The sequence below is a fragment of the Streptomyces lavendulae subsp. lavendulae genome (assembly GCF_002803845.1).
In the GTDB taxonomy this organism is placed as follows: Bacteria; Actinomycetota; Actinomycetes; order Streptomycetales; family Streptomycetaceae; genus Streptomyces; species Streptomyces lavendulae.
In genome coordinates this window covers 8,621,395-8,635,476 of record NZ_CP024985.1, presented here as the reverse complement: position 1 = coordinate 8,635,476, position 14,082 = coordinate 8,621,395, and the positions used below count along the sequence as shown (strand labels likewise).

The following is a 14,082-nucleotide window of genomic DNA, read 5'->3' as shown; positions in this document are numbered from 1 at the left end:
CGAATCCGTACTCGCTGCTCTGGCTGCGCTCAGCGACATCGCCGATCCGACCCGCCGGAAGATCGCGGTGCTCGGCGAGATGGCGGAGCTGGGTGATGAAGCAGCTGCCTGGCACGACCGGGTGGCCGAGCAGGTCATCCGCCTCGGACCGGCCAAGGTGATCGGGATCGGAAGCGGGCACATGGACCGCATGCTCACAACCATCACCGCCGCCGGCCTCACCGCCGCCAAGGCATCGGAGGGCGTCCCCCTCATCGAGGAGATCACGCGCGTGCTGAAACCCGGCGACGTGGTCCTGGTCAAGGGCGCCAACGCCCTCGGGCTCGAAGCAGTCGCCCGCGAGCTGGCCGGCATGCCTACCCCATAGGGTCGGAAAAATATTTGGCAAGCAAGCCCCGTTCGCCCCACCGGCAGCGGGGCTAAGCCATGTCTGGCTGCGTAGGTCACAAGCAGGAACGATTGTCGCTGCATTCCGAGAACGACCAGGAGCTGACAGCCCTGAAGATGTTGGCGAGAAGTAGGAACAGGGGGAGCCCCTGTCTCGCGGTCTGGGCTTCGGGTTCCCGAAGCGCCGGAGGCTGTCCCTGAGCTTGTCGTTTGACGTCCAGCGTCGAGGCGTCTCAAACGCGCCTGGCGGCTTCGTGGCTTGCCGGACGCCGAGACGACCTTCGCAGGTACGTAGGAAGGTGTGATGATGTCGACCATGGCTATTGATTCAGTGGTCGTGCGACAGCGTGTCGAGGATCTGGATGCGGCTGTGCCCTTCTACGAGAAGTTGACCGGAAGCACCGCATCGCGGTTCGCCTTTGCTGGGGTCACCCTGGCAAGCGTCGGTCCCTTCCTCCTGTTCGCCGGACCTGACGAGGCGGTGCAGCGAGTCGCGGGGGTGGCGGCGACTCTCACCGTCGCCGACTTGGACGCCGCGGTCGATGAGGCAGGGGCGGGGGGAGCCGAAATCGTGATGCCTATTCAGACCACCCCGAACGGCCGCCGCGCGGTGCTGCGGCACCCGCACGGCGGGGTCTTCGAGTACGTCGGCCCCTGACCCTGTTGTTCAGGCAAGTTCAGTGACTGCTGGTCCGCCTCGGCTCACCTGGCCGCCTGTTCGGCGCGGGCACGGGTGGTGGCGAGGCGGTAGGAGTCGGTGCCGGTCTCGATGATGGACCTTCCCGGTCGGCACCCCGCCCAGCACGTTGAGAGCGTGGACGTGGCCCTCGAAGAACGCCTCCTGCCCGGCCGAGGCGAAGATGCGGTGGACGGCCTTGCCCGAGTACGACAACCGGAACCCGAACAAGTAGCAGGTCACCAGCTCGCCGGCCAGCTTGACCGTGACGTCCCCGAAGTCGACCTCGGCCTCGGCACCGGGCTTGTGGGTCTGCGGGACGAACGCGTCCACGACTCCTCGGCCGGTCTGCAGGCGGATCTCCTCACGGCGGGCGGCCACGTATCCGCGGACCATCTGATAGGAGATGCCGGCGGCGTCGTGCTCGTCCAGCAGCCGGTCGTAGATCCGCTTGACGGTGTGGCGCTGCTTCCGCGGCGCGGTCAGATCCGCGGTGAGGATGGCGTCGATCACCGGCTTGAAAGAGTCCAGCCGCGTCTCCCGCGGGCTCATCTTCTTCCGCGGCTCCGGCAACGCCGACACCAGAGCCCGCTGCACGGTCTCGTAGCCGACGCCGTACTTCCGCATGAGCGCCCGCAGCGACATGCCCGTCCTGGCGTCACGGCGGATCGCCGCGTACAGATCGACCTTGGACTTCGGCAGCACCCCGGGCCCCCTCGTCGTGCAGAGCACAACCAGGGTCCCGAATCAAGCACCGACGTGTTCTCAAAACTCGGCGACATCACTCTCACGTGGAACCAGGCGATCCCAGCGCTGAGCAACAGACGTTCTCGGAACTCGCCTACAAAGCCACCATGTCCGACATTGGCTGGAATATGCGCTGGAGTCGGATGAAAGTCCGGGGATGCCGTCCAGAGAGTGATGGGCGTGTACGGCAAAAAACTCGTGCAATGGCACCTCCCACTCCTGGGGCGACTCACTGGATGGGGCTACGAACGCCGCACTTGTCGTGCTGGCCCTGAGTACGCCTCAACGACACCGATTCCTTCGTAAGCGTGCTGGCCGACAAACCGAGCCGTTTTCTCGTCCCGGTGCGGCCTGCCCTGGTCGACGCCGAAGTGGTGGCTCTGCTCTACGCCCGCGGGCAGAAACGGGCAGAAGAGGAAACGTGCAGTGGACTGTCTGCTTCGGGACCTACAACATGGTTCGCGGGCACAGTGAACCCCAAGAAGGCCGGGCCATCCCCAAGAAAGGATCACCACTCGAAGTCGTACTACCGGCCATCGACACTCCTGGCATTGGGGGATCGTCGGTCGTCCCGAAAGACGGCCACCACGTGGAGAGGCTACGAGCGCCATACGCCGTGCGGTAGCTCGCCGTCAGGGCCTGCCGGTTGCGATCCTGGGTCACCCCGGGGCCGACCGCCACCAGGCGGACAGCGCCGTCTTGTCCTCGATGCAGTCGATTTGCGGTCCTCGGCCGTCCCGAAGGGCGACCGCCACGTCAGCTCCACAGGCTCGGGTGTCCCTAGGTCCACGTCGTTGCGATCCTCGGTCGTCCCGAAGGGCGACGGCCACCCGTCCAGCATGCTCCGTCCGATCGGGAAACCGGCGTTCGCCCTGAAAGGCAACGGTCACCTCACCGTCGACATCTACGCCATCGTCGCCTTCAAGTTGCGATCCTCGCTCGTCCCAAGGGCAGCCGCCACCACCGACCACCCGCGGATTGCCACAGCCGCTCGCGGTTGCGATCCTCGGTCGCCCCGAAGAGCGACCGCCACCTTCAGCCCGTCGCGCGGCGTGGTCGGGGCTCTTGGTGTTGCGATCCTCGGTCGTCCCGAAGGACGACCGCCACGGTCGTCCTGGTTCTGCTCGTCGCCGGTCTCCTCTGGTTGCGATCCTCGGTCGTCCCGAAGGACGACCGCCACCCGACGTCCGCCGGGCCCTCGAAAAGCACGTCATCGAGGTTGCGATCCTCGGTCGTTCCCAAGGGCGACCGCCACTCGGCAAGGGAGTCGACGTCACCGCCGCCACCAGGGAGTTGCGATCCTCGGTCGTCCCGAAGGGCGACCGCCACGAAGGCGGGGACGATCAGCTTCTTCCACTTGAAGAGGTTGCAATCCTCGGTCCCCCCGAGGGGCGACCGCCACTCGCGCCGTCGCCAGGCACAGCAGGCCCTGAGCCTGGTGTTGCGATCCTCGGTCCCCCCGAGGGGCGACCGCCACGCTGCGCTCCCAGCACCGTCACCAGAAGCGGAGGCAGTTGCGATCCTCGGTCCCCCCGAGGGGCGACCGCCACCCGCGGCGAGGGCCGCGAACACCACGAACGACGAGGCCGTTGCGATCCTCGGTCCCCCCGAGGGGCGACCGCCACGGTAGCTGAGGTGCATGATTCAGCGTACCTAGGCCGTGCAAAGGGCCGACAGCGAGGCCCAAATAGTGCCGAACTGGCTGTTCTTGCTTCGGAGTGGGTAGCGTGTTTCGTGTGCACTTGGGGTTCCGAAGCACCACTCTCATGCACGTGAACCGGATTGTCAGTGCTGCCTCCGGGTGGGGGGTGGCCGCTACCCGGCGTAGGCTGCATGGTTGCGACCCTCGGCCGCCCCGAAGGACGACCGCCACGTGCGAGGTCTACCCCGTCGTCTGTGGAGAACCGCAGTTGCGATCCTCGGCCGTCCCGAACAGCGACCGCCACGTCGCCTTCGCGGTGCACACCGCGCTGCAGCTGGCCGGCTGTCTCGGTCCCGACTCCGGGCAGGGCGACGAGGCTGGGAGCGGCTCGTCTCACGAGGGGAGCGAGGTCCGCGTCGGCCTCTTTGATCTCCTGCTGCAGGACCTGGTAGCGCCGGGCGAGGCAGCGAAGTGCCGTCTTGGTCGCGCAGGCCGGGTCCGTGAGATCACCGGTGGGCCGGGTGCGGGCGAGGGTGTCGATCAGCAGGCCGGTGGGCAGTCCCCGAAGCTTGTCCCGCAGGGCGGAGGGAGCGGTGACCATCAGAGAGCGGATCTGGTTGATGGTCTGCGTCCGTGCCTTGACGGCGCTCTTGCGGACCACACGCAGAGCGCGGATCGCTTCCACGATCCCGTTCCGGCTCTTGGGTGTTCCGCTCGCGCGACCGGACAGGACGGCGGTGGCCGCCGCGTAGGCGTCGATCGGATCGGACTTGCCGCGGGCCCGCCTGGCCTTTCGGTCCGGGCGGTCGACCTCGACGACCGTGATGCCGCTGGCGGTGAGGAACCGGGCGAGTTCGGCGCCGTAGGCCCCCTGTGCCCTCCATCCCGACCGCGATGACGTCGCCCTGGGCACGCAGCCAGGCCAGCAGCTGCTCGTAGCCGGCCGAGTTCGTCTCGAACGGCTGCGTGTCCAGGTGGCGGCCAATCGAGTCGATCACTGCGGCCTGGTGGACGTCCGTATGGGTGTCGATTCCGCCGATCACCGCTATCTCGGGCGCTGTCATGCTCGGCTCTGCCGTCCTTCCGTATGGGTACCGGAGCAGCGTGTGCTGCCCAGGCTGACGGACAAGACAGTGATGAGGCTGGTGGCCAAGCTCCTACGAGGTCACGGACACCCGCGAGCACACGCGGTGGCGTCGTTCGGCGGCCGACAATTCAACAGACGGACAGCCGAAACGTCAGTCAGACCCAGAGTCAGACCCCCGAACGACGCCAAGGACATCCTCACTGTCAGACCCCGGGTGAACTGGTGGTTGCGATCCTCGGTCGTCCCGAAGGGCGACCGCCACGACCTCGGCACCGTCGTGACCGCCCTTTCCGAGGCGGAGTTGCGATCCTCGGTCACCCTGAATGGCGACCGCCACAATCGGCCCAGATGATGGCCGACTCGTGGGGCCGGCCGTTGCGATCCTCAGTCACCTTGAAGGGTAACCGCCATCCGCCACGGGGCCGCCCGCTGTACGTTCGGCCAGTCGTTGCGATCCACGGACGCCCCGCGGGGCGACCGCCACGCCGACGAGTCCGCCCACAAGCGCGCGACGGCCAAGTCGTTACGATCCTCAATCGCCCTGAAGGGCGGCCGCCACCAGCGGAACGCCACGCTTGCTGAACGTGTCCGCCTCGTTGCGATCCTCGGTCGCCCCGGAGGGCCACCGCCGCACCCCTGGCAGGGTCCGCGTGTCGTACTGCACATAGTTGCGATCCTCGGTCATCCCGAAGGGCAACCGCCACGACGCACGCACTCGTCGGCCGCGCGTGGGTGGAGGAGTTGCGATCCTCGGTCGCCCCGAAGGGCGACCGCCGCCACGGGTTCCGGTGAGACGATCGAGTACCCGGTGAAGTTGCGAACCTCGGTCGTCCCAAAGGACGACCGCCACGCCCGCGCGCGGGTCCCGATCGAAGAGGACACCCTCGTTGCGATCCTCGGTCGTCCCAAAGGGCGACCGCCACGAGCTGGCCGGAGTCATTCTCAAGCCGGTCCGTGCGGTTGCGATCCTCGGTCACCTCGAAAGGCAACCGCAACCCGGTGCGCTCGATCGGGCGGGTACAGCACCCGACGTTGCGATCCTCGGTCGCCCCGAAGGGCGACCGCCACTCGTGTTGGTAGTCTCCTCGTCCTCCCACTTGGTGTTGCGATCCTCGGTCATCCCGAAGGGCGACCACCACCAGCTTCCCCGGCGCCTGTCGCTTCCCACTGTGGGGTTGCGATCCTCGGTCATCCCGAAGGGCAACCGCCACCCGGACGGCCCCGGCAAGGTTGGCGCCGTTGTCAGGTTGCGATCCTCGGTCGTCCCGAAGGGCGACCGCCACGTCAGCTCCACAGGCTCGGGTGTCCCTAGGTCCGTCGTTGCGATCCTCGGTCGTCCCGAAGGACGACCACCACGACCCGACAAGGGGGACCGTCAGCCGCGGGTGACGGTTGTTGCGATCCTCGTCGTCCCGAAGGGCGGCCGCCACCCCTTGCTGACGACGTACCGGGGCAACCCCATCGACTCGTTGCGATCCTCGGTCGTCCCGACGGACGACCGCCACGTCGTGCGTCCAGTACAGGCGCTTGTCCGTGCCGAGGTTGCGATCCTCGGTCACTCGAATGGCAACCGCCATTCCGGCTCCGCGGAGCGATCTCCGCCCACCCCGAGGTTGCGAACCTCGGTCACCCCGAAGGGCAACCGCCACCCGGTCCGGGCCGCCCGCTGTGCGTTCGGCCAGTCGTTGCGATCCTCGGTCGTCCCGAAGGGCGACCGCCACGCGGGGGGGGGTGCCCCTATGGGTTTCGTCAAGCGGTGGGTAATGTCCGTGACGGCTGGCCTTGAGCCGGGGAAGCCCGGTTGACCAGGGGCAACGGCTCTGGTCGTTGAGTCTGGCGTTGTGGAACCGAAGGGGTTGTGGCGGATGAGGGTTCTGTTCTTTCCCGATGAGGATGGGGTGGACGTCTCGGGCGGTGCGGCGGAACTCGCCGTCCTGGCCTTCGCCCTCGCCGCGGGGAAGGGTGGCACGGAAACCACCGCCTCGGCTGAACCGAGCTTCGGGGGCACTGAACTGGCTTCAGTCGAGGTGGTGAGCACCAGCGGCCCGGGTGTCCGTATCCGAGTTGACTCGGAGCGCAGCGCTCTACTCATCGAGGGTGACCGGCTGGGCTTGACGGCTCTTGCTGACGAAGTTCAGTCGATTGCGGAGATGGACGACGGCGGGCACCAGCACATCGAGTACTTCCCGGATCACTACTACCTTGTCGCTGGGTCACTGGCCATGGTCGTAAACAGTCCTCATGGCGGCATGCCGACTCGATGAACGACTGATGGCAGTGGCTGGCCGGGGTTCGTAGAAGGTTCCGTCGCGGAGCATGGCGAAGAGGACGTCGGCTCGTCGTCGGGCGAGGCAGAGCAGGGCCTGGGTGTGGTGCTTTCCCTGGCTGATCTTCTTGTCGTAGTAGGCCCGCGATGCAGGGTCCCCGAGGGCGGCAAACGCGGAGAGGAAGAAGGCCCGTTTGAGCTGCTTGTTCCCCCTTCGGGAGGGCTGTTCGCCGCGGATCGACGACCCTGAACTGCGGGTCGCGGGAGCAAGGCCCGCGTAGGCGGCGAGGTGGCCGGCGGTCGGGAAGGTACTGCCATCGCCGACCTCGATCAGGATCCGTGCTCCGGTCCTGACGCCGACTCCGGGCATTGAGGTCAGGACCTTCGAAAGAGGGTGGGCCTCCAGCAGTTCCTCGATCCGCCCGGCCAGCAGCTTGCGCTGGCCAAGCACAGCGGTCAGCGATCCGGCCAGGCTCGGGACGATCAGCGCGGCCGCCTCGGTCCCCGGAACGGTGACGGTCTGCTCGTCCAGGGCGGCGAAGATCTCCTCGACCAGCCGCTCGGCCATCCTCGGAGCCTTCGGGCGTAACAGGGTGACCAGCCGTCGCCGTCCGGCCTTGCGGATCTGGGCCGGGGACCCGAACCGTTCCAGCAGCATCAGGACGGCCGGATGCTGCAACCGGGGCCCCAGTACTCGCTCCAGCGACGGATGGATCTGGGTCAGCAGGCCGTGAAGCCGGTTGGCGACCCGGGTTGCCTCGCCGGCCAGGTCGTCATCGGAGCCGACGATCATCTCCAGCTCGGCGATCGTCTCGTCCTCGCCGTCGACCGCCCGCAGCGTGTGAGGCATCGCGCGAGCGGCGTCCGCGATGATGAACGCGTCCTTCGCGTCGGTCTTCGCCTCGCCCGGGTAGAGGTCGGCGATCCGCCGCATCGTCAGCCCCGGCAGGTAGGCGATCGGGCAGCCCATGTTGCGGGCGACCGCCAGCGGCAGAGCACCGATCGAGGCGGGCTGATCGACCACGACCAGCACCGTCCCGTGCTTGGCCTGCAGCTTGGCGAAGAGCTCGCGGAGCTTGGGTTCGGTGTTGGGCAGGCGCTTGTCGAAGGCCTTCTTGCCTGCCGGGGTGACGGCGGTGGCGTGGTGTTCGCCCTTGCCGACATCCAGGCCGAGGAAGACGTCGATGTCGCTGGTGTCGATCACGTGCGAGCCCCTCCGCTCACGCTTTCGTCCGGCCTTGCCTCGGCACCGAGCTGCCACACCCACGTTACGGAGAGTTCCTCCGGCTCGGGTAAGCCGGTGCTCAAGCCCCTCATCAGCGGTCCGTCGATGCCTCCGGGCCCGGTGACACCACCCCCCGGATCATCAACCGCAACAAGGGGGGGGAAGTCATGCCGGACCCGAAGGCCGGTAGCCCCATTGCGGAGCCAGGAAGAAGGTAACGGGGGGGCTGAGGCATCTGGCCCCCTCTCGGTCAGTTGCGATCCTCGGTCGCCCGAAGCGCGACCGCCACTCAGGACGGACTTGCTGACGGAAACTTCGTCCAGGTGTTGCGATCCTCGGTCCCTCCGCAGGACGACCGCCACCAGGCGGACAGCGCCGTCTTGTCCTCGATGCAGTCGATGTTGCGATCCTCGGTCGCCCCGCAGGACGACCGCCACCTGCGGTGGCGCCCTTGCTGGACCCGCCGACCCCGGCGTTGCGATTCTCGGTCGCCCCAAAAAGGCGACCGCCACGGCCCGGCCTGCGGCCGCCGTCCCGGCGCAGGCGAAGTTGCCATCCGCGGTCGTCCCGAAGGGCGACCGACACCTGCAGCCGGTGCCAGGACCACACACAACCTTACGTTCCGATCCTCTGTCGCCCGGAAGGGCGACCGCCACATCGGACCCGCTGCCGGTGTTCGTGAAGTACTCGGTGTTGCGATCCCCAGTCGCCCCGAAAGGCAACCGCCCCGGCAGCTGGCCGTCGCCCCCACCGTGCCGGAAGCATTGCAATCCTCGGTCGTCCCGAAGGGCGACCGTCACGTACCGCCTCAACGAGCAGATGGCCTCGAACGCGAAGTTGCGATCCTCGGTCATCCCAAAGGACGACCGCCACCACCGCCCCTGCCAGGGCGGATCACCTTGGTTCCCGAAGTTGCGATCCCCGGTCGTCCCGAGGGCGACCGCCACGCCGGCCCGCATCCGGCTGAGTGCGACGTGGAAGAGGTTGCGATCCTCGGCCGTTCCGAAGGGCGACCGCCACCATCGTCGTACAGGTCCACCGCGCGCGCTCGACGTTTCGTTCCTCAGTCGTGCGGGAGGACGACTACGACCCCAGCAGCCGACGCGGCTCGCGTACCGGGCCAGCCTGGCTGCGATCCACCGTCGCCCCGAAGGGCTACCACCACCTGCTCGTCCAGGCCGAGAGCATCGGCAATCTGGTTGTTGCGATCCTCGGTCGTCCCGAACGGCGACCGCCACCCGCACTCCCCCACACGACAGGCCCCGCCGACACCCTGTTGCGATCCTCAGTCACCCCTGAGGGCAACCGCCACAGTAGTCCGTATCGATCGGGTTGTCCGTGTGCTGGTGGTTGCGATCCTCAGTCACCCCGAAGGACAACTTCCACCCGCCGCGCGCTGTTGCTCTGCGGCCTGGTCGTGGTCGTTGCGATCCTCGGTCGCCCCGAAGGGCGACCGCCGCGCGGCGGACGGCCGGGGCTCCACCGGTCTGGTCTGGTTGCGATCCTTGGTCGTCCCGAAGGGCGACCGCCACTCAACGGCATGGGCGCCGGAATCAGCACCGCCGTGCAGTTGCGATCCTCGGTCGTCCCGAAAGGCGACCGCCCCTACGGCCGTGTCTGCGCCCAGCTTGGACGCGTCGATGTTGCGATCCTCGGTCACCCGAATGGCAACCGCCATGCCGGCTCCGCAGAGCGATCTCCGCCCACCCCGAGGTTGCGAACCTCGGTCACCCCGAGGGGCAACCGCCACCCGCACCGGGTCGCCCGCTGTACGTTCGGCCAGTCGTTGCGATCCTCGATCGTCCCGAAGGACGACCGCCACCACAGCCATGGCGTCACCTCCGAATCTGTAACTCCGGTTGCGATCCTCGGTCGTCCCGAAGCAGACGACCGCCACCATCGTCGTACAGGTCCACCACGCGCGCTCGACATTTCGTTCCCTCAGTCGCGTGGGAGGACGACCGCCACCGTCGGCGAACTCGCCTTCCGGATCGCGGAGTACGCGTTGCGATCCTCGGTCGCCCCGAAGGACGACCGCCACGAGGGCTCGGCGCACTCGGCTGTCGAGCGTTCCGGCGTTGCGATCCTCGGTCGTCCCGAAGGACGACCGCCACCCCGACTCCGCCCACTTCCGCCAGACGGAGGAGCGTGTTGCGATTCTCGGTCGCCCCGAAGGGAGACCGCCACCCCGGCGTGCCGGCCGACGTGCCTGTCGTGCCGCTGGTGTTGCGATCCTCGGTCGTCCTGAAGGGCAACCGCCAAGCCCGCGCCGCCGAGCTGTACGACGAGCAGGAAGCGGGTTGCGATCCTCGATCGTCCCGAAGGACGACCGCCACCGGACCAGTCGAGACCGAGGAGCGAGGCGATTCCGACGTACGATCCTCGGTCGTCCCGAAGGACAACCGCCACCAGCCCGCGCTTCTTCATCTCCTTCACGAGCGCGCCGTTGCGATCCTCGGTCGTAGCGAGGGACCGCCACTCCGAATCTGATCATCACGGGGGGTCCCCGGTTCGGGGTTGCGATCCTCGGTCGTCCCAAAGGACGACCGCCACACCGATGCCGTAGAGCTCCCCGACCAGCCGGTGGTGCAGGTTGCGATCCTCGGTCAGCTCGAAGGGCGACCGCCACCTCCAGGCCAGGCGTCGCGAGGCTGATGCCGCGCTGGTTGCGATCCTCGGTCGTCCCGAAGCGCGACCGCCACCCGCCCGGCGCTGCCCGCCCCTGCCCACGCGGAAGGTGTTGCGATCCTCGGTCGCCCCGAAGGACGACCGCCACAGCACTTCGTCGGTGATCCGGGCCAGGGCCGCGGCGTTGCGATCCTCGGTCGTCCCGAAGGACGACCGCCACTCCCGTCCCTGATGGCGGCCGTGACCTGCTGGGTTGTTGCGATCCTCGGTCGTCCCGAAAGACGACCGCCACCGTGGCGGATGCTCCGGCGGACGTCTCGCAGTCAGGTTGCGATCCTCGGTCGTCCCGAAGGACGACCGCCACTTCGCGACCGGTGTCCTCGCCCACTTCGGCCTGTGGTTGCGATCCTCGGTCGTCCCGAAGGACGACCGCCACCGCCACCCTTCCCGTTCTGGCCCCGGGCGGGCTTGGGGTTGCGATCCTCGGTCGTCCCGAAGGACGACCGCCACACCAGCACCCAGGACAGCTGCTCGATGCGGGTGCGCTGTTGCGATCCTCGGTCGTCCCGAAGGACGACCGCCACCACGTACGGCACGCACCAGGCCACGGCGCCGATGGCGTTGCGATCCTCGGCCGTCCCGAAGGACGACCGCCACCCGCCTCCGCCGACTCCTTCGCTGCCCAGAACGTCAGGTTGCGATCCTCGGTCGTCCCGAAGGACGACCGCCACGGCGGCTGAACTGCATGATTCAGAGTACCTAGGTCGATCAAAGGTCCGACGCCGAGGACCAAATGGGGCCGAACCGGTTGGTCTTACCTCGGAGCAAGTCGCGTGTCTCGTGTGCACTTGGGGTTCCGAAGCACCCTTCTCATGCACGTGAACCGGATTGTCAGTGCTGCCTCATAGGCTGCCTGACCATGTCGAGCCTATCGGTGGAACCCGGAGACAGCGAAGACCCTGGCGAGCCGCTGTGGGCCCACAGTCGTAGCGACGTCAGCGGCTTACGGCACACGGTGCAGGATCACTTACGGGGATCTGCTTCGCTGGCGTGTGTCTTCGGAGGTGCCTTCGGGATGGGGCCTTCCGCGGAGTACCTCGCCCTCGTGCATGACGTGGGGAAGGGGAGTTGTGCGTGGCAGGTTGCTCTGGAGCGGGCTGAGCGTCTTGGGGGCAGGGTAGGGGTTCCGCACAAGGGTGCGGGTGCGCTTCTGGCGGCGGAGGTGTTGGGTCGGCCCTTTGCTGCGCCGGTGCTTGGTCATCATGGTGGTATGCCTTCCTTGCAGGAGTTGGGGGCTGTGCTGGCTGAGCTTGCGGGCACGGGCGTGGAGGGGCAGGCGGCCAGGGAGGCGACCGTGAGGGTCGCTGGGGTCGTTCCCGAGATTCTGCGGAGTGGACGGATTCCGCCGCCGCCCTGGCTGACCGACTTGCAGATCCCGGCGCGTGAACTACGGCTGCGGATGGATCTGCTGGTGCGGATGCTGTTCAGTTGCCTGGTTGATGCTGACTTCCTTGATACAGAGGCGCACTTCGCCGGGAGGCCTGTGCGGCTGAGTCGGCTGGCTGATCTGGCTGTGTTGGCAGCGCGGTTTGAGGCGCGCCGGCACGAGATGCTTGCCAGGCGTGAGAAGTCACCTGTGGATGAGGTGCGGGGCGCCGTGTATGAGCAGGCATTGGCTGCTGCTGCTGGGCCGCCTGGGATGTATGTGCTGCATGTGCCGACGGGTGGAGGGAAGACTCTGTCGGCTGGTGGGTTCGCTCTGCATCATGCTGCCGCTTATGGCATGCGTCGGGTTGTGGTGGTGGTGCCTTTCATCAGCATCACGCAGCAGAATGCCCAGGTCTACCGGGACATGCTGGATCCGCGGTCGGAGGCGGAAGGCGAGCCTGTGGTGCTGGAGCACCACAGTTCCGTGGAGCTGGATGATGAGGGGAACGGCGTCTGGTCACGCCTGGCAGCGGAGAACTGGGATGCCCCCTTCGTCGTGACGACGACCGTGCAGTTGTTCCAGTCGCTGTTCGACCGCAAGCCGTCGGCGATGCGCAAGCTGCACCGGCTGGCTGGGAGTGTGATCGTCCTGGATGAGGTCCAGGCGCTGCCTGACAGGCTTCTGCTCCCGATCCTGAGCGTTCTGCGGGGGCTGGTGGAGCATTTCGGGGTGTCGGTCGTACTGGTTTCGGCGACTCAGCCCGAGTTCTGGTCTATGCCTCGGCTTGAGGGGCTTGAGCGCCGCGGGGTGGTGAGCGATGTCGCCCGGCTGTTCCGGGAGCTGCACAGGGTGCGCTACGAGTGGCGGATGGATGTGGGCGTTACGTGGGAAAGCATCGCGGAGGAGATCGCGGATGCGGGTGAGCAGGTGTTGGCCATCGTGAACACCACGCGGGATGCGGCTCTCTTGCATCGCATGCTCACGGAGAGGTGCGAGGGGCGTGTCCGGCACTTGTCGACGCGTATGACGGCCGGACACCGGCAGGAGGGCATCACATCGATTCGGAAGGATTTGAAGGAGGGGCTGCCGGTTCGTGTGGTGTCGACTTCCTTGATCGAAGCTGGTGTGGATGTGGACTTCCCCTGGGTCTACCGGGCATGGGCGCCGGCCGAGTCCTTGCAGCAGGCAGCCGGCCGCTGCAACCGTGACGGGCGTCTCCCGGAAGGCGTCACGGTGGTTTTCCGGGCCCAGGACGGGGGCCAGCCCAAGGATCCCTCCTACACCGCCGCGCTGGAGGCGACATCCGAGTTTTTCGGCCCTGGACTGGCCTTTCCCGACGATCTTGATGCTCTGGCCTCCTACTACAGGCAGCGGTACGCCTACCAGGTGGTGGGAGGGGAGGGCATGGGCAGTCACATCGAGGCGTCTCGGCAGGCACTGGATTTCCCGCAGGTCGCCAAGGACTTCCAGATGATTGCCGACCAGTACTCGCAGCCCGTGGTGGTGGTCCGGTGTGAGGAGGACAGGGCAGCGATGGAGGCGGATGTCGCGGCCCTGCGCCGCCCGTATCCGTGCGGTCCGGAGGTTCTTCGTCGGCTGCAGCCGCACATGGCCGCTCTGCCTCGTCATGAGGTCCACGCGGCTCTGTCGTGCGGGCTGGCGGAACCGGTAGTCGGTGATCTCGTCCTGTGGTGTGGCAGCTACGACGAGGAGAGGGGCCTGGACCCCTTCGAGCCGGAGGATCGTGCGGGATATCTCTTCTGAGGCGCGAGCGGGTGGCTACCCTGTCGCGAGGTGCCCTGCAGGTACCGAGCGGCAGTTCGCCTGGGCGGGCTGAGGGTAGAAACAGTGTGATCGAGGCGAGTTCGCTCGGTCCATTCACCAATCGGGCGTGGCCACAGACGAGCGGCATGTGGTCACGCCTGAAGCATTTTCAGTCATGACGGCACGGCCACGGGCTGGCGCTGCCATAGTGGATCCGCACCTAACGAGACG

At 67.3% G+C, this 14,082-nt stretch carries 9 protein-coding genes, 1 pseudogene and 1 CRISPR repeat array; of the genes and pseudogenes, 4 read left to right on the top strand and 6 right to left on the bottom strand.

Annotated features, from left to right (window positions below):
* The first annotated feature begins 19 nt into the window (after positions 1-19).
* Positions 20-367, top strand: a complete 348-nt coding sequence (locus tag SLAV_RS42975; RefSeq protein WP_425276242.1) for a glutamate ligase domain-containing protein — start codon at positions 20-22, stop codon at positions 365-367.
* 324 nt (positions 368-691) lie between these two features.
* Positions 692-1,045, top strand: coding sequence for a VOC family protein (locus SLAV_RS39145; protein WP_244225225.1), 354 nt, complete (start codon positions 692-694; stop codon positions 1,043-1,045).
* Between the two features lie 9 nt (positions 1,046-1,054).
* On the opposite strand, the gene SLAV_RS39140 is transcribed toward SLAV_RS39145, so the two are convergent.
* The 4 genes and pseudogenes from SLAV_RS39140 to SLAV_RS39130 form a co-directional block, all read right to left on the bottom strand.
* Positions 1,055-1,768: a hypothetical protein gene (locus SLAV_RS39140; RefSeq protein ID WP_030239877.1), complete on the bottom strand. Its 714-nt coding sequence runs from the start codon at positions 1,766-1,768 to the stop codon at positions 1,055-1,057.
* 1,385 nt (positions 1,769-3,153) lie between these two features.
* A complete protein-coding gene (locus SLAV_RS43815) occupies positions 3,154-4,365 on the bottom strand; it encodes an IS110 family transposase (RefSeq protein WP_425276230.1) in 1,212 nt (403 codons plus the stop codon).
* Positions 4,366-4,405: 40 nt separating this feature from the next.
* Positions 4,406-4,516: pseudogene (locus SLAV_RS43310) on the bottom strand (IS110 family transposase); the annotation flags it as partial.
* Between the two features lie 555 nt (positions 4,517-5,071).
* Entirely contained in the window at positions 5,072-5,224 is a 153-nt protein-coding gene (locus SLAV_RS39130) for a hypothetical protein (RefSeq protein WP_159038045.1), read from the bottom strand.
* Positions 5,225-6,404: 1,180 nt separating this feature from the next.
* On the opposite strand from SLAV_RS39130, the gene SLAV_RS39125 reads away from it, so the two are divergent.
* Positions 6,405-6,803 carry an Imm32 family immunity protein gene (locus SLAV_RS39125; RefSeq protein ID WP_030239879.1) on the top strand — a complete coding sequence of 133 codons (399 nt, stop codon included), beginning with the start codon at positions 6,405-6,407 and terminating at the stop codon, positions 6,801-6,803.
* Here SLAV_RS39125 and SLAV_RS39120 read toward each other — a convergent pair.
* Both SLAV_RS39120 and SLAV_RS41400 read right to left on the bottom strand, forming a co-directional pair.
* Entirely contained in the window at positions 6,753-8,009 is a 1,257-nt protein-coding gene (locus tag SLAV_RS39120) for an IS110 family RNA-guided transposase (protein WP_100660728.1), read from the bottom strand. The genes SLAV_RS39125 and SLAV_RS39120 overlap by 51 nt on opposite strands.
* Before the next feature lie 1,384 nt (positions 8,010-9,393).
* On the bottom strand, positions 9,394-9,708 hold the full coding sequence (locus SLAV_RS41400) for a hypothetical protein (protein ID WP_158740930.1): 315 nt from the start codon (positions 9,706-9,708) through the stop codon (positions 9,394-9,396).
* A gap of 767 nt (positions 9,709-10,475) precedes the next feature.
* A CRISPR array of direct repeats spans positions 10,476-11,376; the repeat unit is 24 nt; unit sequence GTTGCGATCCTCGGTCGTCCCGAA.
* 75 nt (positions 11,377-11,451) lie between these two features.
* Between SLAV_RS41400 and SLAV_RS39115 the strand changes: the two genes are divergently transcribed.
* Entirely contained in the window at positions 11,452-13,851 is a 2,400-nt protein-coding gene (locus tag SLAV_RS39115) for a CRISPR-associated endonuclease Cas3'' (RefSeq protein ID WP_341869037.1), read from the top strand.
* The last annotated feature ends 231 nt before the right edge of the window (positions 13,852-14,082 follow it).